The organism is Sorangium sp. So ce281, assembly GCF_051527395.1.
In the GTDB taxonomy this organism is placed as follows: Bacteria; Myxococcota_A; Polyangia; order Polyangiales; family Polyangiaceae; genus Sorangium; species Sorangium cellulosum_B.
On sequence record NZ_CP150322.1, the window covers coordinates 1,644,899 to 1,663,624 of the forward strand.

The 18,726-nt window shown below is 71.0% G+C and carries 21 protein-coding genes; 11 read left to right on the plus strand and 10 right to left on the minus strand.

Annotated elements, in window-relative coordinates; translation table 11 throughout:
- Nucleotides 1-194: 194 nt before the first annotated feature.
- Genes WMF27_RS06175 through WMF27_RS06185 form a run of 3 tightly spaced genes read right to left on the minus strand, consistent with a single transcriptional unit; the run spans nt 195 to nt 2,184 of the window.
- Nucleotides 195-569, minus strand: coding sequence for a hypothetical protein (locus tag WMF27_RS06175; RefSeq protein WP_437761177.1), 375 nt, complete (start codon nt 567-569; stop codon nt 195-197).
- Nucleotides 566-1,708: a hypothetical protein gene (locus WMF27_RS06180; RefSeq protein ID WP_437943922.1), complete on the minus strand. Its 1,143-nt coding sequence runs from the start codon at nt 1,706-1,708 to the stop codon at nt 566-568. Before WMF27_RS06180 ends, WMF27_RS06175 begins: the two co-directional genes overlap by 4 nt.
- 44 nt (nt 1,709-1,752) lie before the next feature.
- Nucleotides 1,753-2,184 carry a hypothetical protein gene (locus tag WMF27_RS06185; protein WP_437761175.1) on the minus strand — a complete coding sequence of 144 codons (432 nt, stop codon included), beginning with the start codon at nt 2,182-2,184 and terminating at the stop codon, nt 1,753-1,755.
- 303 nt (nt 2,185-2,487) lie between these two features.
- Here WMF27_RS06185 and WMF27_RS06190 point away from each other — a divergent pair, with 303 nt between their 5' ends.
- The 3 genes from WMF27_RS06190 to WMF27_RS06200 are packed head-to-tail and all read left to right on the plus strand — an operon-like array spanning nt 2,488 to nt 4,489.
- Nucleotides 2,488-2,844: a hypothetical protein gene (locus WMF27_RS06190; protein WP_437943924.1), complete on the plus strand. Its 357-nt coding sequence runs from the start codon at nt 2,488-2,490 to the stop codon at nt 2,842-2,844.
- A complete protein-coding gene (locus WMF27_RS06195; protein WP_437761173.1) occupies nt 2,841-4,283 on the plus strand; it encodes a hypothetical protein in 1,443 nt (480 codons plus the stop codon). The genes WMF27_RS06190 and WMF27_RS06195 overlap by 4 nt, the downstream gene beginning before the upstream one ends.
- A complete protein-coding gene (locus tag WMF27_RS06200) occupies nt 4,280-4,489 on the plus strand; it encodes a hypothetical protein (protein WP_437761172.1) in 210 nt (69 codons plus the stop codon). Before WMF27_RS06195 ends, WMF27_RS06200 begins: the two co-directional genes overlap by 4 nt.
- A 49-nt stretch (nt 4,490-4,538) precedes the next feature.
- On the opposite strand, the gene WMF27_RS06205 is transcribed toward WMF27_RS06200, so the two are convergent.
- Nucleotides 4,539-6,065 carry an amidohydrolase family protein gene (locus WMF27_RS06205; protein ID WP_437761171.1) on the minus strand — a complete coding sequence of 509 codons (1,527 nt, stop codon included), beginning with the start codon at nt 6,063-6,065 and terminating at the stop codon, nt 4,539-4,541.
- Nucleotides 6,066-6,518: 453 nt separating this feature from the next.
- Entirely contained in the window at nt 6,519-8,459 is a 1,941-nt protein-coding gene (locus tag WMF27_RS06210; protein WP_437943925.1) for a hypothetical protein, read from the minus strand.
- Nucleotides 8,460-8,662: 203 nt separating this feature from the next.
- Here WMF27_RS06210 and WMF27_RS06215 point away from each other — a divergent pair, with 203 nt between their 5' ends.
- The 6 genes from WMF27_RS06215 (at nt 8,663) to WMF27_RS06240 (ending at nt 12,154) form a co-directional block, all read left to right on the plus strand.
- Nucleotides 8,663-9,112, plus strand: coding sequence for a polyhydroxyalkanoic acid system family protein (locus WMF27_RS06215; protein WP_437761169.1), 450 nt, complete (start codon nt 8,663-8,665; stop codon nt 9,110-9,112).
- A 12-nt stretch (nt 9,113-9,124) separates the two neighbouring features.
- Nucleotides 9,125-10,213: a DNA topoisomerase IB gene (locus tag WMF27_RS06220; RefSeq protein ID WP_437943926.1), complete on the plus strand. Its 1,089-nt coding sequence runs from the start codon at nt 9,125-9,127 to the stop codon at nt 10,211-10,213.
- Nucleotides 10,195-10,701, plus strand: a complete 507-nt coding sequence (locus WMF27_RS06225) for a hypothetical protein (protein ID WP_437761167.1) — start codon at nt 10,195-10,197, stop codon at nt 10,699-10,701. The genes WMF27_RS06220 and WMF27_RS06225 overlap by 19 nt, the downstream gene beginning before the upstream one ends.
- 403 nt (nt 10,702-11,104) lie before the next feature.
- Nucleotides 11,105-11,584: a DUF2383 domain-containing protein gene (locus WMF27_RS06230; protein WP_437943927.1), complete on the plus strand. Its 480-nt coding sequence runs from the start codon at nt 11,105-11,107 to the stop codon at nt 11,582-11,584.
- Between the two features lie 58 nt (nt 11,585-11,642).
- Nucleotides 11,643-11,864, plus strand: a complete 222-nt coding sequence (locus tag WMF27_RS06235; RefSeq protein ID WP_437761166.1) for an addiction module protein — start codon at nt 11,643-11,645, stop codon at nt 11,862-11,864.
- Nucleotides 11,861-12,154 (plus strand): type II toxin-antitoxin system RelE/ParE family toxin, encoded by a 294-nt coding sequence (locus tag WMF27_RS06240; protein ID WP_437943928.1) that lies wholly within the window; start codon nt 11,861-11,863, stop codon nt 12,152-12,154. The genes WMF27_RS06235 and WMF27_RS06240 overlap by 4 nt, the downstream gene beginning before the upstream one ends.
- 39 nt (nt 12,155-12,193) lie before the next feature.
- Here the strand turns inward: WMF27_RS06240 and WMF27_RS06245 are convergent, their stop codons facing one another.
- From WMF27_RS06245 to WMF27_RS06265, 5 genes are all read right to left on the minus strand, one after another.
- Nucleotides 12,194-13,360: an acyl-CoA dehydrogenase gene (locus WMF27_RS06245; RefSeq protein WP_437761164.1), complete on the minus strand. Its 1,167-nt coding sequence runs from the start codon at nt 13,358-13,360 to the stop codon at nt 12,194-12,196.
- A 251-nt stretch (nt 13,361-13,611) separates the two neighbouring features.
- A complete protein-coding gene (locus WMF27_RS06250) occupies nt 13,612-14,736 on the minus strand; it encodes a class I SAM-dependent methyltransferase (protein WP_437943930.1) in 1,125 nt (374 codons plus the stop codon).
- Between the two features lie 43 nt (nt 14,737-14,779).
- On the minus strand, nt 14,780-14,980 hold the full coding sequence (locus WMF27_RS06255) for a hypothetical protein (protein WP_437298260.1): 201 nt from the start codon (nt 14,978-14,980) through the stop codon (nt 14,780-14,782).
- 27 nt (nt 14,981-15,007) lie between these two features.
- Nucleotides 15,008-16,186, minus strand: a complete 1,179-nt coding sequence (locus tag WMF27_RS06260) for an iron-containing alcohol dehydrogenase (protein ID WP_437943931.1) — start codon at nt 16,184-16,186, stop codon at nt 15,008-15,010.
- 1 nt (nt 16,187) lies between these two features.
- Complete coding sequence (locus tag WMF27_RS06265) at nt 16,188-16,505, minus strand: putative quinol monooxygenase (RefSeq protein ID WP_437298262.1); 318 nt, start codon at nt 16,503-16,505, stop codon at nt 16,188-16,190.
- Nucleotides 16,506-16,782: 277 nt separating this feature from the next.
- Between WMF27_RS06265 and WMF27_RS06270 the strand changes: the two genes are divergently transcribed.
- Together WMF27_RS06270 and WMF27_RS06275 are read left to right on the plus strand one after the other, a co-directional pair.
- Nucleotides 16,783-17,967, plus strand: coding sequence for a hypothetical protein (locus WMF27_RS06270; RefSeq protein ID WP_437943933.1), 1,185 nt, complete (start codon nt 16,783-16,785; stop codon nt 17,965-17,967).
- A complete protein-coding gene (locus tag WMF27_RS06275; protein WP_437761159.1) occupies nt 17,964-18,641 on the plus strand; it encodes a hypothetical protein in 678 nt (225 codons plus the stop codon). The genes WMF27_RS06270 and WMF27_RS06275 overlap by 4 nt, the downstream gene beginning before the upstream one ends.
- Nucleotides 18,642-18,726 lie beyond the last annotated feature (85 nt).

Below are 18,726 nucleotides of genomic sequence, written 5' to 3' on the forward strand. Positions count from 1 at the left end.
TACTGAGGGCGCCCTGGACCAAACATCCCGCAGTCATAGCGCAGCGGAGCCGTCCGCGCTGCGTGTGACGAACACCCACGCTGTCGGCGAACGAGCGATGTCGCGTCTCGCTCGCGCCGGACGAGCCCGCCCGCAGGGGCGCTGTCCGCGGTAATGTTGCTCCGGAGCCGGCGGAGCGGCGCTCCGCGGCCCGCTCACACCCAGCCGGTCGTGGCGCGCAGGAGCAGCCCGAGCCCGAGCGACGCGCCGTTCGCGAGCGCCGAGGCCGCGATGGCGTGCGTGGCAGGCAGCTCGCGCAGCGCGAGCCGGTAGACGCCGAGCTCGATCAGCACCGCCCAGAGCTCCGAGAGGGCCAGTCGCGCCGTGGCGCCGATCGCGAGCGCGGGGAAGATGAACCACACCGCCGGGTGACTCGCGAGGTTGGCGACGGCCACGAGCGCGGCGCGGCGGCCTCGTGACCGCTCCGCCGCGCCGAGCAGCGGTGAGGCGACGGCGAGCTCGATGAGCAGCGTGAACGCGAACGCGCGCGCCCAGGCGGCCACCAGCGGATCGGTGAAGGCGCGGCTCATGGCGCGGCCGGCTGCGCGGCGACCTCGGGCCCGCCGCGATCCACGCCGCGCGCGCGCCCGGACCGCTCCAGGCGCGCCTCGGCGGCGCGCCGGCCGACGTCGCCGCGGACATAGAAGTACGCGAGCAGCGCGAGCTCCAGGTACCCGTGGAAGGAGGCGAGCGAGAGCACCAGGTTGCGCGCGCCGAGCGCGCTGCGCAGGGCGCCGAGCAGCACCAGGGCGGCGACGACCGCCACGGCCGCGAGCCCTGCGTCCCCGAAGTCGCGCCGGAGCGAGCGCGCGGACATGCGGAAGGTGGCTGTCCGCTGGCCCGGGTGATCTTCCTGGGGAATGAGCAGCAGCCAGACCGCGTAATGGACCGACTGCAGGAACGCATAACATGCCGTGAGCGCCACCGCGGAGCGGGTCGGGAGCCCGGGAGCGAGCCAGTCGCTGGCGAGGAAGAGGTGCAGCCCGAAGGCGTCCAGCCACCCGGCGCGCAGGGTGAGCGAGGTCATCGCCCCGCTCGCGAGGAGCGCGGTCCCGGCCAGCACGAGGCCGAGCGGCCAGGCGACCGCGCGCGCCCGGCGGCGGAAGAGCGCGAGCCACAGCGCGAGCGCGACCAGGTTGTGCGCGTGCGCGAGGACGAGCCGGAAGCCGCGCGGCGCGGCGAGCGCCGCCGCCGACAGCGCCACGGCGGCGGCGGCGGCCAGCGCGACGCGCCGCCACGCGCGCGACGCGAACGCGCCGGCGACGACCGCGGCGCCGAGCCAGGCGGCGAGCAATGCGTGCTCGGCGCGGAGCAGCGCCGCGGCCGAGCCAAAGAGCTCCTGGGCGCCTCGCAGCCCCAAAAGCGCGGCGCAGGCCGTCCAGACGACGCCGCGCCACCACGACGGCAGCCCGCGCCGCAGCACGAGGTAGCGCACGTCGGCCGCGACGTGCAGGACGCCGAGCAGGATTGGCCCGAGCACGAGCAGCGCGCTCGGCGCAAAGACCGCCATGGTGAAGGCGCCGAGCGCGTTGGCCGCGGCGACGGTGGCTATCCTGCGATCGGGGCGCGCCACGACCGCGATCGCGAGCTCGCTCCGGCGGAGCAGGCCGAAGAGGCGCCGCCGCGCGCCGTCGAGCGGCGCGACGCCGCGCTCGAGCAGGCGGGCCACGCTCGCAGGCGGAGGACCGGGCGCGCGCACGGTCGAGGCCCGGTTCAGCGGCGCCGGCGGGCGGTCACGAGCGCCGCGGCGCCGCAGAGCAGCATCAGCCCCGCCACCGCGCCGCCCGAGGCGGCGCCGCTCATGGCGCAGCCGCCGTTGTCCGACGACGCCTTGTCCGCGCCCGCGCTGCCGGCCGACGTCGAGTCCCCGCTCGAGGCCGACGTCGAGCTGCCGCCCGAGGAAATGCACAGATTGCAGTCGTACTCCACGGTGCTGAAGCCGCCGTCCTCGCCCGGCAGCGTTCGCTGGCACTTCTGCTGCGTGCACGTGCCAGGCTCATTGTAATTGGGCCCTGCGTTGTTACAGCTCGACCCCGGCGTGCCGCAGCTCTCGGGCGGCGGGATGTCCGCCCGCGCTGAAGAAGAGATGAGCAGCGGCGCTGCGAGCAAGGCGGCGATCGCCACAAGGCACGAGGGCTTCATCATCCCGCCACTCTGTGCTTTCCTCCGGAAAACTTCAAGAGCGGTGCCGCCGATCCACGCTCGTCTGTTGCCGTTTGTTGCCGTTTGTTGCCGCTTCACCAGCGCGTGCATCGCTGGCCAGGGCGAACGGTGGAGCGAGAGGGCGCGACCTTCACATGGACTTCCCTCTCGCGACCGTGATCGGTGCTGCCGCGGAGCGAGCCCGTGGGACGGAGATCCGCCGCTCCTGGCAGGAGGGCGCGGCGGCGGAGGTAGCGCCGCTCGGGCGTGGTGACGGCAGCAGGCGGGCGGGATAGTCTCCGCGCGATGCTCACGATCCGGCGCCGCCAGTCGGCGATGTTCGCGCAGATAGCGGTCGATCGCTTCGTCGGCGAGCTCTCAGCGCACTTCCGCGAGCACTTGCCTCGGCAGTTCGGCGCCCTGGGCGAGGAGGGGGTGCGGGAGGCGATCCGATACGGGATTGGGCGGGCGCGGTCGTACCGCATCGAGAGCGAGGCCGGAGTGCGGGTGTTCGTGCAGCTGATGTTCGTGTTCGGGCCGGCGTTCGATTCGGACCCGAAGCTTCCGTGGGCGTCCCGGTGCCTGAGCGGCGCGGGGGACGAGCGCGCGCGGGTGGGCAGGCTGCTCGACGTCGCCGCACGCTCGCGGAGGCAACGAGCGTGAACAACGAGGGCTCGGGGGAACGGCGCCTGTCGCCGTGGACCGCGGTGATCGCGAGCTGGGCCGCGGCGGGCGACGACAATCTCCAACGCTACCTCGATACCGTCGTGACCCCGGAATGGGTCTTGAAGATCGCCACGAGCCCCACGCTCGGCCAGACCTCGATCTCCTGTAGGCAGGCGCTGGTGCAGAACGTCGCCCGCGATGATTGGCAGAGGCCACGCGTCCAGCTCGGTCAGGCGATCTCGGTCGCCAAGACCGCCGAAGGCCGGCTCGGGTTCGAGGAAGGCACGCTCGGCGCCTGCGTGCGCTACGGCGGCAAGTTCTTCATCGTGAGCAACGCCCACGTGTTCGGAGCGGGTTCAGGGCTCGACGACAGCGAGGGCTCCCTGGCGGTGGTGTCCGGCGAGACCATCGTCGCCTGGACCCGGCAGTACTCGAGGATCACGCGCAAGGGGGGGAACTTGTATGATGTGGGCTTGGCCCAGCTCGTCCCCGGCACCAAGGTCGAGGCCCACCCCCTCGTCCGAGGGCCCGTCCGGGATCTCGATCAGGAACCGCTGGAGAAGGGCGAGGTGCTGAGCATGTGGACCGGGAGGGGGCTCGTCTGCGGCACGTTCGATTTCGTCGACGAAGGTAGACGGTGTTCCTTCGGCGGCGATCTCTATGCGCGCTTCGTCAACGTCGCCGTCCTGAAGAGCCCGAACCCCGTCTCGGTGGCCGGCGAGTCGGGCGGCATCTGGGTGGACAGCCAGGGGCGGCCGGTTCTCCTCAACAATTATGGCAGCGAGGAGGCGGGCGAGGACGGATGGACCGGCGGCGGCCTGCCCTTGTGCTGCATGGTGGGCAGCACGATGGAGTGGCTTCGACGGACGCTGGGCGACGGCGTCACGCTCAGCTTCGACGCCATAGACGTGCCCGAGAGCGACGAGGAGGCTGCAGAGGGCGCGTTCGATTACCGCCGACACGCGCTCACGGAGCTGGATGCGGCCCTGAAGGGCGCGAAGCCGCCCAAACCCGACGCCGCTCTCGAGCGCGCCCTGGATGAGCACTACCAGCAGGAAGCCAAGAACATCCGCGAGAAGCACACGATCGTCGAGCTGACGCATCTAGCTCCCCGGCTGCGAGCGCAGATGATGCAGGTGAAGTACGACCACCAGGAGAGGATCGAGGCCGCGAACGCGAAGCCGGCAGCGACGGCATCGGCAGCTTGGCAGCAGCCCGACCACGAATTCGGTGGGTTCCAGCAGGTCGGGCACGGCCACGCTGACTTCGACAGCTGGGACGAGGTCGAGGAACACGGGGGCGGATTCGTCGGCCACACCAACGCAGGGGACTCCGACAGCTGGGAGGAGGCGGAGAACACGGTGGGCGGATCCGTCGGCCAAGGCAACTCCGAGAACCTCGACGGCGAGGACCTCGACGTCGACTGGCCTTGGTGAGCTCCGGCAACACCTGGCCCTCGCTCGTCGCCTCGGGGACGCGCGCGTTCGCGTTCATCCTCCCCGTCCTCGCCCTGAGCGCTAGCCCCGGCTTCCGCATCCACACCATCTGGGTCCTCTCGGTCGGCACCACGCTCGGCCAGCTCGGGCTCCAGCAGATCCTGCTGCGACGCGAGCTCGCCCTCGAGGCGCCCGTGTCCCCGTGACGCGCCGCCGGGGCGGCGCGGCGCCTGGCCGAGCGCGGCGGCTACGGCCTCAGAAGAGCACGCGCTCGACGCCCGCCGCGTCGAGGAGGTAGTCCCTGGACGCCTCGAGGCCGGCGCGGAGCCGGTCAAAGTTCACGCCGACGAGCTTGCCTCGCCATTTCCTGATGCTCCCCGCGACGATGACCGTGTCCACGTTGCTGCGGTCCATCAACGTCACCACGGCCCCTGGCACGTTGTTGAGCGGCGCCACGTTGATGGCGTCCGCTCGCAACAGGATGATGTCGGCCTCCTTGCCCGGAGTCAGCGAGCCGACCTTGTGGGAGAGACCGGCCACCCGGGCCCCCTCGACCGTGGCCAGGCGGATGACATCGCGGCACGTGAGGAGCTCGGGCAGATCCGTCTCTCCGGCCAGCGCGCGCTCGTTGATGAGCGCCCGCTGAAGCGTGAAGACGGTCCGCATCTGGGTGAAGATGTCTGCGGTCATGGTGCACTCGACGTCGGTGCTCAGCGCGGGCTGGACGCCATGATCGAGCGCGGCCTGGATAGGCGGCGTGCCGTGCCGCATGGTCATCTCGATCGGGGCCGCGATCGAGACGTTCGCGCCCGAATCGGCGATCGCCTGCCAGGACGCCTCCGAGATGGCGCTGGCGTGGATGAACTCGAGATCGGGCCCCATCAGGCCCTCGCTCTCGATCTGCTCGATGAGCGTCCCCTGGCCGATGCTGCCGACGAGGTGGGTCACGATGGGCAGGCCGTGCTGGCGCCCGATCGCCCAGGTATCGCGCCACGCGGGGTCGAACACCTCCCCGCCCATGGCCAGGGTCAGGAGCTGGTCGGCCGAGGAGAAGTACTGGCTCTGGATCCGATCGAGATCGTTCGGGAAGATGTTGCCGGGGCCCGCGCCCGGCGAGTACACGAAGAGCGCGCGGCGGCCCGATTCCTGCAGCCCATGGATGACGGCATCGGTGTGCTCCGGCGTGTGGCCCACCTGGGACGTGTCGACGACCGTCGTCACCCCGGCATCCAGCTGGCTGAGCGAGGAGGCCAGTATGGCGAGGAAGGCGTCCCGCGGCCGGAAGACTGGCGTGATGGTGAAGTGGATGTAGTCGAGGTAGTTCTTCTCGCCGTGCGGCAGCCCGTCGTTGGCCAGGAGGCCGTCCGAGAGGAAGCTCCGCAGCGCGGTCTGGTACTGGTGGTGATGGGTGTCGACGAACCCCGGCATCACGATCGTGCCCGTCGCGTCGATGATCTCCGCGCCTGGCGCGTGCAGGTGCGGCCCGACCGCGATGATCTTCTTGCCCTGCACGAGCACGTCGCCCCGGGCGAAGTCTCCCACGTTCGGATCCATGCTGAGCACGGCGCCGCCTCTCAGGATGTAACGCCGGTGCGGGGCGCCGGTCCCGTGCGGCACGTCATCCTCGTGCTCCGACCTTCCCCTCGCCGCGGCGGGAGTCGAGAAGGCCGCCGCAGCACCGAGCGCTGAAGCTCCCGCCGCGAGAAACCGGCGACGAGACGAGCCCGCCTCGCCCGGCTCTCCGTCATGGTTCGAGTCGTTTCCGCAGAGCTTCTGGCACATACTGAGTTCCTCCTGCTCAGCTCTCGCGTCCTTCTGTCGTGCCCCCGCCTCTCGAGACACCGACCGCTGGGCTCTGGTGGGCTGAGCAAAGCAAAGATTAACCCGGTGCGGAAGCCAGCGTCGAGCCTCGTGAGATGAGATGCGATGCGGCGCCGAGGTCGTGCGCCTTGTGCCGTTGTACTGTCGCACTGTCGCACCGTCGCACCGTCGCACCGTCGCACCGTCGCACGGTCGCACGGTTGCACGGTTGCACGGTTGCACGGCATCGAGCTGGAAGGCCGGATGGAGAATCTCACCCGGGATGCCGTGGTACACAGCGAATCTCCCGGTAATGACTACAGAGGGGTCTCGGGTATGATGATGCGGTCGCGACGCACGCCGCCCTGATACGCGCGCGGGGCCGAGCCGCGCGGTGGTCGTCGCACGGCCCGCCGCCGCCGTCGTCCGGCGAGATCACCTGCCCAGCGCGGTCATCTTCTCGTTTACCCAGTCGTCGCTGGCGAGGGGGTGCACGCCGGCCCCGTCCCGCTCGAGCGCGATCCCCACCGAGAGCAGCCCGCTCTTCACGAGGAACGCCCCCCTGGGGGTCTGCCCGTCGGACTTCGTGAGCCGCCCGCGTATCGCGAGATCGCCCCCCTTTGCCTCCAGCAGCCTGAAATCGACGCCGGCGTCCGCGCGCCTCACCTTCGCGGATGCCTTGAGCCCCTCCATCGTGAGGAGCCCCGCGGCCCAGCCGGGAATGGCATCCTCGGCGTCGAGCAGCATCACGGCCGGCCGCGCGTCCTTGCATTGCACCCGGATCGCCGCCTCCATGAGCCCCCGCCTCACCTCGGCGTCCTCGATGTCGATGTGCGCCCACCAGCCAGGGACGGCCTCGCCCTCGTGCTCGATCGCGAGATCCTCGATGTCGATGCGGCCCTTCCGCAGCTTGGCTGTGGGATTCAAGACGTTCGCCGCGTCGAGCGTCATGCGCGCCGCCACGTCGCCCTTCACCTTCGTCTGTTTCCACTGCAGGGCGCCGTGTTTCAACAGCAGGTGCAGCGAGCCCGTCCCCCGGCCCAGCGGGTCGACCTCCAGGCTGCTCCGCACGAAGGCCGCGCCGCCCGTGAACCGCGGCGCGTCCGGCGCGGCGCCCTCGGCGTTCAGCCAGCGCAGGTCCGGGATCGCCGCGGCGACGACATCCACCTTCGACGCGAACCCCGGCTGGAGCCGGAGGAGGTGGAGCTCCGGCGCGTCGAAGGTGGCGCTCGCCCTCTCCACGACGATGGGCGGCAGCCCGCTTCCCGGGCGCTCGAGCGTCGCGCGGGGCAGCGTCACGGCGAGGCGCGCCGCTCCGCGCTCGTCGACGCGGAGCGCCGCGCGCGCCTCGGCGGTCGCGCGGAGCGACGCGGCGGAGGCCACGAGGTGGCTCGTCTCGTAGGACACCGTGCTGCCCGGCTCGACGCTCCCCCGGTTCACGACGAGGTTCGTCCGGAGCTCTCCGCTCCCGTCCTCGAGCCGGGGTCCGGCGCCCTCGCCCGCGGGAAGGTGGATGAAATCGAGCCCCGGCAGCTGCGCGTCGAGGCGGAGGCGCGCCCAGGCGGTATCGAGGACGTCGAGCCCGTCGACGTCCCTCGGATCGAACGTGCTCATCGTCACGTCGGCGTCGGCGTCGAGCCGCGCGACGACGCGATCGGCGACGTGGATCTCGCCCGACCGGAGCTCCAGCGCGACGGGCCCGACGCGAGCGGCGCGGAGCGGCTTGTAATAGAACCCTCCCCGCACGCGACCGCCGCCGGCATACCGGACTTGCTGGATCCAGACCTCCTTGAGCGTCGTGTCGATGCCTTCGAGGTGCACCGTCCACAGGTTGTAGCCCTCGTCCGAGCGCTCGAGATCGTGCTTCGGCGGCAGCTCCGGCTTGAGCGGAGGGTTCGCGAACTCCGGGATGGGCGGCAGCGCCTCGATGTGCGGCGCCTCCAGATCGCGCTCGCTCGTCGGATCCACGAGCATCCGCAGCCGGAACACGAAGCCCCTCGCGCGGATGTCCTCCGCATAGAACTTCTTCCGGAGGAGATCGGTCAGGTGGATATCGACGTCCGCTTCGTCGAGCTCCACCGCCCACTGAAGCACGCTGTCGGAGCCGCTGAGCCGGAGCTCCTCGACGTGAACGACGCCCGGCCAGAGGCTCCACGCCGAGCCGTGATAGAGCGAGGCGTCGACGGGGTTGTAGCTGACGAGCCTCGCGATGAGCCCCGTGCTCAGCATCACGTTCACGACAACGACGTAGCCGAGCCAGAGCGCGATAGGCAGGATCAACAGCGCCTTCAGCGCCCTCCTCGCCCGTGGCCCGTGCCGCCCGCTGAGCGCAGGTGGGGACTTCAGCGCGGCAGCTTCGTGCAGGAGCGCGTGCATGCGCGCATCGATCGCACGCGCCATGCCGCGAGCTGAGCCGCGGCGCGAGGGGGCGGGCTCGGGGCTGGCCGTGGCGATCTGCCCCGCTCGTGGCGAACGTCGACATGCGCGGACGGCGGGGGGGCCCGATCTCGCGCGGCGGCGCCCGGAAACGGCCCTGCCGTGAGCGCTCGGCCCCCCGTCGGACCCGACAGGCACCCGGCTTGCTAACCCCGCGAACGTCGGCGCTGGCGAGCCTGTCGCGCGTCGACGCCGCTGGAGGCCCGCTGGAGTCGATCTTCCAGCCATCTCTCGAGGTCATCATGAACCACACTGTCCATCACGACCTGAACGACGAAGAAGCGAAGAGCGCCGTCCTGCGGGCGATGGCGAAGTATTGTGATCGATACGCGGAGTACGCTCCCTCCATTTCCTGGAGCGACGAGCGGCGCGCGGATCTCGGCCTCTCCTTCAAGGGCTTCACGCTCTCCGGGCGGCTCGAGCTCCGGCCCAGGGCCGTCGACTTCGCGATCGACATGCCGCTGCCGCTGCGCATGTTCAACCGGATGGCGATCGCGGCGATCGACGCCGAGGTGAGGCGGTGCATCGATGACGCGCACCGCGATCGCGCGCGGCGGCGCGCTCCGAGCGCGGTCGCGCAGGAGGCGCTCTGAGCGGCCCGCGCCATGAAGAGCGGAAGCGCCACGACCCCCCATGAGCGGCGCCGCCGGCGGAGCGCTCCGCGCCGCTCCGCCGCGAATGGCGTCGTCCTCCGCCGGCGCCGCGTCAGTGTGTCGGTCGAGTCCGTCGAGGCGGTCGAGCTCGCCCGCGCGAGCGGCGAGGTCGCGGGGACAGGGCAGCTCACCCCGTCACCGGTCGAGTCCGCCGAGTCGGCCGGGCTCCGGTACGTGAACGACGGTGAGCCGGGGATCTCCAGGCGAGGGGCGGGCAAGGGCTTCCGTTACGTCGACGCCGATGGTCGCCCCGTCAAGGACGAGGCGACGCTCGCGCGGATCCGCCGCCTCGCGATCCCGCCCGCGTGGACCGAGGTGTGGATCTGCCGGAGCGAGCGCGGGCACATCCAGGCGACAGGGCGGGACGCGCGCGGCCGAAAGCAGTACCGGTATCACCCGCGCTGGCGCGAGGTCCGCGACGAGACGAAGTACGACCGCATGCTCGCGTTCGGCGCGGCGCTCCCGGCGATCCGCGCGGCGAGCGAGCGGGATCTCGCGCTGCCTGGCCTGCCGCGCGAGAAGGTGCTGGCGGCGGTGGTGCGCCTGCTCGACGAGACGTCGATCCGCGTGGGGAACGACGAGTACGCGCGCGACAACGACTCGTATGGACTCACCACGCTCCACGACGAGCACGTCGAGATAGAGGGGAGTCTCATCAGGTTCCACTTCCGGGGCAAGGGCGGCAAGGAGCACGCGATGGCGGTGCGGGATCGGCGGCTCGCCCGCATCGTGAAGCGCTGTCAGGACGTGCCCGGCCGGGTGTCTGCCCGCCTGGGCAACACACGCGCGGTCTGCCAGCGCTGTTATGTCCACCCCGCTGTTCCCGACGGGTCTGCCGTGTCGTTGCGTCACAGCGTGATCGCCTCGCTGTGGCATCGTGCCGCGGACGCGACGGGCGCTGTTGCTGGGTTCGCGAGCGGCCCGCGAGCTCCCGCCGGGTACGCGCGCGGTACGGTTCGTGTTGTGTGCAGCTCCCTGGAAACCAGCGCGCGCGGCGCGAACCCTCAGCCAAGGAGGTCTGCATGGCGAGCCAGAGGTTGATCACCGGGATGGTGCGAGGACGTGGGGAGGCCGAAGACGTCGTCCGGCGCATCCTGGACGGCGGGCACACGCGATGGGACGTCTGCGCCATCGTGAGCGAAGCGACGCGCCGCCAGCACATCTTGCGCTCGCGCGCATTCGGTGCGGCCTCGCACGGGAGCGCGCTGACCTCCGTCCTCGCCGCAGCGAGCGCGGGGCTCGTGGTCTCGGGGCTGCGGCTCGCGGTGGCCGGCCCCATCGCGGTGAGGCTCGCGGACGCGAGCTCGGCGAGCGAGACGGCCAGCCTGAGCAGCGTGCTCGTCGACGCCGGGATCCCCGAGCAGAGCGCGCCGGAGGTCGAGCGGCGCCTCAAGGAAGGCGCGATGCTCCTCGGCGCCCTCGCGCGCGACGAGAAGGACGCCGCGGCGCTGCGCGCGATCCTGCGAGACGCAGGCAACGGCGATTTTTGCGGCACGGGCAAGGGAGCCCGCGTGTTCGCCGCGCTGTGAGCCGCTCACCGCTCACCGCTCCGCGCTCCGCGTCGCCGCTGGAGGGAGCCGCCGCCGGAACGATGAGCTCGCTTCATGGCCGAGAAGTCCTGGACATTGGAACGGGATTTGGAAGGGACTTGGAAGGGACTTGGAAGGGATTTGGAAGGGACTTGGAAGGGACTTGGAAGGGACTTGGAAGGGACTTGGAAGGGATTTGGAAGGGAATGAAAGAGCTCAGCCGAGACTGATTCGGTACAAGGCGAACATGTACCCCTGGGGCAACAGGGGGCGCGCGCCTTCCCACAGCGGCGACGATCCCTGGCGATCGCGGCTCCTGCGTGGACGTATGGCGTGGAGGCCCACCTCGGGAGGTAAGGAGGAGAGGAATCGGGCGTTCACCAGACAGCTCAGGAGAGTACCCATGGAACCGGTGGCATTCGCAGACGAGAGCGTGGGCCTGGACGGACTCATCGACGATGACTCGATCGAGCAGCTCAAATCGTTCTGCCGCGGCGAGATGTCCGCGGTCGAGACCTACCGTCAGGCCATCGCCGCGGCGCGCCAGGGCTGGGTTGCTCACCACCTCCGGCTGAACCTCGCGTCGCACGAGGCGCGGGTGAAGGTGCTGCGCCGGCGCATCGAGGAGCTCGGAGGCGACCCCCCGGCGAGCTCCGGGCCATGGGGCGCGTTCGCCAAGGCCGTCGAGGGGACCGCGCTGGCGCTCGGCCACAAGACGGCGCTCTCGGCGCTGGCCGAGGGGGAGGAGCACGGCCTGAAGGACTACCGGGACGACATCGAGGAGCTCGACACCGAGTCGCACGCCCTGGTGCGGGACGTGATCTTGCCGCAGCAGGTGTCGACGCGCCGCTCGCTCGCGGATCTCAAGCGGCAGCTGCCGTGACGCGCGAAGCCGTCGACGGATTGTTCGGGCGGGCCCCCCGTGCGATACTTTCGGGCGTATGGGCAGGGCTGCGCTGGACATTACCCGGCTGAGCCGCGACGAGCAGCTCGACCTCCTCGACGAGTTGTGGGCGAGCCTCGGGCGAGACCCTGACGCGCTGCCTCTCAGCGACGCCCAGCGGGTCGAGCTCGATCGGCGCCTTGATGAGCTCGAGGCCGAGGGGCCGGTCGGGCTCACCTGGGATGATGTCGTCGCCCAGGCACGCGCTCGGTCACGGTGACGCCGTACCTCGTTCGGCCCGCTGCTGCGGCGGACATCGCGCGGGCATATGCCTGGTACGAGCGAGAGCGCGACGGGCTAGGAGAGGAGTTCCTCGTGGAGCTCCGCGCGGCGATGCAGGCGGTCATCGAGGCGCCGACGGCCTACGCTGTTCTGCACCGCCAAACACGGCGAGCGCTCGTCCGGCGCTTCCCCTATGGGCTGTTCTTTCGTCTGATGGATGACGTCGTCGTCTTCGTCGCGTGCTTTCACACGCGCCGAAGACCCGAGTCATGGAAGCGGAGAGGCTGAAGGCAACTCCGGTATTGGGACGGGGGCGAACACCCCCGCTCAGCCCTTCGCGTCGTACCCCGCCTGGAGCAGCTTCGCGATCGTCGAGAGCTGCATGTTCGACGTCCCCTCGTAGATCTTCCCGATCTTCGCGTCGCGGTAGAGCTTCTCGACAGGATAGTCCTTCGTGAAGCCGACGCCGCCCATGAACTCGATGCAGAGCGACGCCGTCCGCTCGGCCACCTCGGACGCGAACAGCTTGGCCATCGCCGCCTCCTTCACGAACGGCTGGCCCGCGTCCTTGAGCCGCGCGGCGTTGTAGACGAGGAGGCGCGCGGCCTCGATCTCCATGGCGACGCGCGCAACCTGGAACTGCACGCCCTGGAAGCTCGCGATCGGCTGCCCGAACTGCTTCCGCTCGCCCATGTAGCGCATCGCGTGGTCGAACGCCCCCGCGGCCAGGCCGAGCATCTGCGCGCCGATGCCGATACGGCCCTCGTTCAGCGTCTCGATGGCGATCTTGTAGCCCTTGCCGACCTCGCCGATCACGTTGCCCTCCGGCACCTCGCAGTCCTCGAGGACGAGCTCGCACGTGCTGGAGGCGCGGATCCCGAGCTTGTTCTCCTTCTTGCCCACCGAGAAGCCGGGGAAGGAACGCTCGACCACGAAGGCCGTGATGCCCTTGTAGCCCTTCGTCGGATCGACGTTGGCGAACACCAGGAACACCGAGCTCTCGTTCGCGTTCGTGATCCAGAGCTTGCGGCCGTTCAGGATCCAGCGGTCGCCCCGGCGCTCGGCGCGGGCCGCGAGCGCGAACGCGTCCGAGCCGGAGCCCGCCTCGCTCAGCGCATACGAGCCGATCCAGTCGCGGGAGAGCCGCGGGAGGTACCTCTCCTTCTGCGCCTCGGTGCCCCAGCGGAGGAACGCATTGGCCACCAGGGTGTTCTGCACGTCGACGAGCACGCTCACGCTCGGGTCGACCACGGCGAGCGCCTCGATCGCGAGGATCGCGCTGAAGAAGCCCGCTCCAGAGCCCCCGTACGCCTCCGGGATCTCGATGCCCATGAGGCCGAGCTCGAACAGCGGAGGGAGCAGATCGTGGTCGAGCGCGCCCTCTTCGTCCATCGCCGCCGCGCGCGGCGCGACGCGCTTCCGGGCGAAATCAAGCACCGAGTCGCGGAAGAGGCGCTCCTCGTCGGAGAGCTGGGTGAGCGGGGGGTGGGACACGACGGTTTCTCCTTGTGGGCCCATGGCGCGGCGCGGCGCCGTGGCGGCGTCACCCCACTATGCTACGCGAGGGCCACGAGCGAAAGCCGTTCGAGCGCGCCACGCCCGGTCATCGCCGCGGCGCAACGCAGGCCACGCCGCGCCGGCGGCGGACGGGGCGCGCCGCCCCGAGCCGCCTCATCCGTTGTGTCGCCGCTCGCTCCGGGGTCGGGATCGTCCAGGCTGCTACGCGCGTTGCTTCACCCGGACGCTCACGCGCGCTTGCCTGCGGGCGCGTCGCGCCGGCGGCACCGGAGCAGCGTGTGGGCGAGGCCGAGGTGGTCGATCTCCGCCTCGACGACGAGGCCTGCCTCGTCGACGCAACGCCGGATATCGGCGGCGCTGTACATGCGGCTGTTCCCGTTCGCGAGGCACGTGAAATACAGGGAAGAGCCGTGAAGACAGTGGACCGCCACCTCGTTCGCCTGCCGATCCCAGAACGTGTCCAGGATCCAGAGCACCGCCTCGTCCCCCATGGCCGACGCGGCCCGCCGGAGGATCTGGACGATGTCCGCCTCGGAGAAGCACACGAGGAACTGGCTCATCCAGATGGCGTCGAAGCCCGTCGGGAACGCCTGGCCGTGATCGAGGAAGTCGATGGGCGTGCCCATGATCCGGCCGAGCAGGCCGTGCCGCTCGACGTTGACGCGCGCGTCCTCCAGCTGGCCCGGCAGGTCGAGCAGCGTGACGCGCACGTCGGGGTCGTGCGCGCAGCACTGGATCGCCCACCGCCCCGTGTTGCCGCCGATGTCGAGGAGCGTCCTCGGCCTCCGCTCGAACACGACGGGCAGCGCCTCGGGGAACGCGGAGTCGGAGTAGAGGTGATCGAACGCAAACCAGCTCTCCCTCACCTTCGGCGGGAGCGCCGGGAGCGCCTCATAGACCGTCGGCCACTCGCCAAAGACCTTCAGGCCAGCCGGCTTGCCGTCCTCGATGGCCTCGTCGAGAAAGCGCATGCCGTCGTAACAGACGTCATGGATGAAATCCATGTTGATGCGGGTCATCCTGTCATTCTCGACGATGAGCCCAACCCGCGTGATCGTGTACCGCTCGCCGCGCTCTCGCGGCTCTGCGTGGGCGTTTGCGCCGCCTGCGGGCTCCACCAGGCCGAAGCTCAGGCTCGCCTCCAGCAAGGTCTTGGCGGCATAGGCGGAGAGGCCGGTGTCCTGGGCCACCTCCGCCGGCGTCCTGCCGCCCTTGCCGGCGCGCTGGAGCGCCTTGAGGACGCCGCGGTTTCGCATCACCCGCGCCACCTGGAACATGACGGGCGCAAACGCGATGCGCTGGGCGGCGAGCATGGCGTCGAGGGCGGGATTCGGGGCGGGATCGTTCTTCATCGAGCTCCGGTCGTCGGGGGTGGGGTCAAGGCTAGCGTGCACTCTAGCGCTGGAGGAGCAAGACGAAGCCGCAGACACCCGTGAACAGCAGCGCGCACTCTGCCCGACCCTCGTCGGCGAGCGAGATCCCCGTCACGCCGCAGAGCATGCCGAACACGAGGCTCGCCACGCTGATCCGCCGCCGCTGGTCGATCGACCGGACCCGCGGCGGAGTGGGCGGTCTCGTGCGGTACGGGCTTGCCACCCCGTGATGATACCACCGGCGCCGCGATCACAAGGACGCCGCCGCGATGTCGAACAGCTCCTCGTCGGTGAGCGGCAGCGGGTTCGCCTTCATGCTGCTCGCCGCCCTGGCCTTCGCGACCAGCGCCGGGAGGTCCGCCTCAGCCATGCCGTAGCGCCGGAGCCCCGGGATCGCGAGGTCACGGCAGAGCTCGCGGACCCAGGCGATCCCTTCCTCGGCGCTGGCCCCGGCGCGCCCCGTGACGAGCGCGGCCAGCTCGTCGAAGCGCGGCAGCGCGCGGTGAGCCGGGTCGCGCGCGCGCAGCGCCCGCAGGTTGACCTCCAGGACGGCGGGTAAGAGCGCGGCGCACACCGCGCCGTGCGGCGCGTCGAACATGCCCCCCGCGGGCCCCGCGAAGCCGTGGACCGCCCCGAGGCCGGCGTTCGCGAGGCAGAGGCCGCCGAGCAGGCTGGCGATCGCGAGGTCGTCCCGGGCCGGCGCGTCGGCGCCCTCCAGGACCGCGCGGCGCAGCGAGCGCACCGAGCGTCGGATGCCCTCGCGCGCGAGGCCGTCCGTGAGCGGGTTGCTGCGGCTCGACAGGAACGGCTCGATGAGCTGCGAGAGCGCGTCGAGCCCGCTCGACGCGAGCACCCCGGGCGGGGCGCCCGCGAGCAGGTCGGGGTCGATCACCGCGAGGCGCGGCAGCATGTGCGGGCTGCGCAGGCTCGCCTTCACGCCGGCCTCCCGCGACGCGAGCACCGCGTTGCGCGTCACCTCCGCGCCGGTGCCCGCGGTCGTGGGGATCGCCACGAACGGCACGGACGGCCTGGAGAGCGCTCCCCCCTTGCCGATGACCTCCAGGTAATCGAGCGGGTCGCCGCCGTTCGCGACGAGCGCGGCGATCGCCTTGCCGGCGTCGATCGCGCTGCCGCCGCCGAGCGCCACCACGACGTCGCACCGCTCGGCCGCGGCCCGCGACGTCCCCTCGCGGGCGATGTCCACCGTGGGCTCGCCCGCGACGGCGAAGCGCACCGCGGCGACGCCCGCCGCCGCGAGCGCGGCGAGGAGCGGCGCGGCGCGGCCGGGGTCCTGCCCGGTGACGACGAGCGCCCGCGTCCCGCCGAGGCCCCGCACGGCCGCGGGCACCTCGGCGACCTTGCCTGCGCCGAAGGCGATGCGCGTCGCGGTGGCGAACTCGAAGGCGGGCTCCTGGTCGGGAGGCGCCATGTCAATACCCCGCGTCGTCAGGGAAGACATTGACGTATTTCCGGCTGGTCCGCGGCTCGGCCATCATCTCCGCGACGGTGTCCCGCCACCGCTGGTAGTGCGCCGTTTCCTTGTGCGCGGCCGGCGCTTCCTTGGTCCTGTAGACCTCGACGAGCACGAACCGCGCGGGATCCTCGGTGTCCTGGACGACGTCGAACCGGGCGATCCCCGGCTCCTTGACGCTCTCGCGTGCGTTCTCGATCGTCGCGCTCCGGAAGGCGTCGACGAGCTCGGGTCTGACACGTACATGCACGTGCACGACGAACAGGCTGTTGGACATGCGCGCAATCTAGCTCGGGCGCGCTGCCGCAGGAACCCGGCTCGCGCTGCGGCCGGCGTTCCGGGAGAGCGCGCGCAGGCCGCGCGGGCCCGGCCGAGCGCGCTGCCTCCGGGCGGCGGGTGGCAGGGCGGGCCGGGGCGGCGGCCGGCAGAGCGCCGTCGCTCCCTGCGTGGACTCCCGACTTGGCCCGGCCGGCTCGCGCACTACGATCGTCGTGACCCGGCGTGTGGCTCGGCAAGCGTCGAGTGCATGAGCGCCGCGAGCGAGGAAGGTCGATATGGCGGATCCGACCACGGAGAGCCCGCAGCCGGATGCGGCGCGGCCCATCGCGCTGCATTCCATCGAGTTCAGGTCCGATCACGGTCTCCTGAAGGACTGCAAGGAGGAGAGGGGCTGGAGGAACGAAGGGGCCCTGTGTCCACGGCCGGAGTGGACGCCGGGGGGCGCCGTCCCCCTCTCGATCTCGATGGGGCGGCACATCGTCGTCCGGCTCGAGCTCTCGCAGCGCGACGCCTACAGCGCGGCGGCGGCCGAGATCCGCGCCGTGGGGCCGGGGGGCATCGTCCTCGAGAGCCGCGGTGGCGGGGCCGTCGCCGCGCCGCTCGATCTCTTCTCCTCGCGGCAGCTCGGGAGGAAGATCCAGAAGTTCAACCTCGCCCTGAGCTGGTCTGCAGGGGCGGGAGCTGCGGTGTCGCCCGCCCGGACCTCGAACGTCGTCTATGTCACGATGGGCAGGCCCCAGACCGACAGACAGGATGTCTGGCCGGAAGACGGGGTGACCTTGAAGCGGATGGACAGGGCGGTTTCCTGGATCGCGCCGATGGATACCCTCAATCCCCACGAGATCGTGGAGGGGGTCATGGCCAGGTTCCCGACGTACACGCTCCTGCCGAGCCCCAGGGTGCCCCGGAAGTACCATCACCCGACGTACATGAACGACGAGGGCGGCGCCTGGCCGATGACCGATTACGTGGAGGAGAGCGGGGAGTGCCAGGCGATCATCCGCCTCCTCCGCGGCATGCTGCGCCAGCTCGGCATCCCGGGGCGGACGCGCATGATCGTGGTCTGGGGCGACCCCAACGTGGGCGGCGGGCGCAGGACGCTGTCGGCCGATGTCGAGCAGAACCCGTGGGCGGGGCTCGACGCCACGAAGGTCGAGGGCGGCCGCGTGTGGCGCGCCGCGCTCGTCGACGGGCCGGTGGAGGTGGGGAGGACCTACCCGGCGTCCCATACGCGCCTCCCCGACGGGACGCTCAGCCCGGGGCTCAACCGGTACGAGGCGTGCCTCGAGTTCTCCCACGGCGGCGTGACCAGGTATTACGCGGGGGGCGCCGGCGTGTTCGACTCCGTCGAGCCGATCCTGGGCGTCTTCTGGGGGCTCATCTGGTTCAGCTCGGCGCCGGACGACGGGTACCGCGTGGAGCAGATCGTGGCGACCTACAGAAACGGAGGCTGGGGATGAGCGCGGACGCATTTCACAAGCAGGACGTCGACGCGAAGATCGCGGGGTGGCTCGCGGCCGTGGCGCGCGTCTCGCCGGATGGCTTCACGCCCGTCGAGCGGTTCGACGACGTGCCGGCCCAGGCGCGCGCGGAGTCGTTCTACTGGTGCGACTCCATCTTCCGGGACGAGCTCAACCCGCACGGCGAGGCCGTGAACGCGCGCCACGCGTTCCATGCCGCCACGGACGATACGCCCGACCTGCTCCGCCACGAGTACGCTGCGGGCGGGCTCGGGCTCACCGTCATCGAGGGGCGCAACTTCATTCTCGTCCAGGTCGATCGCGCGAGCCTCGATATCCTCTCTCTCTGCGGTCCAGACCGCGCCGCCGCCGTGCGCCGGGTGGCCGAGGCGCTCTTCAACACGGGCGTGGAATCGCGCGCGGTGGGCATTCCGGTGACCTCCGTCCCGGCGGCCTTCCCGGACGCCGCCGGGACACAGGAGCTCGAGGAAGGGACGGTGTTTTCGAGCAATCCGGCCGTGGACCCGGATCTCCTCACCTGCTGGAAAGACCGCACGGAGTGCGGTGTTCAGGGCGGAAGGCTCTACTTCCTCTGCTACAAGAAATCATCCCAGCGCGTGGGGTTCGCGAACGCGTGGCAATGGTTCGACGACCGGAGGGCCGGGGTCGGGTGAGGCCGGGGTAGGCGCGGAGCGCACGGGAAAGCGCGGGAAAGCGCGGGGACGTGCGGGGACGTGCGAGAACGTGGATGACCGCTGC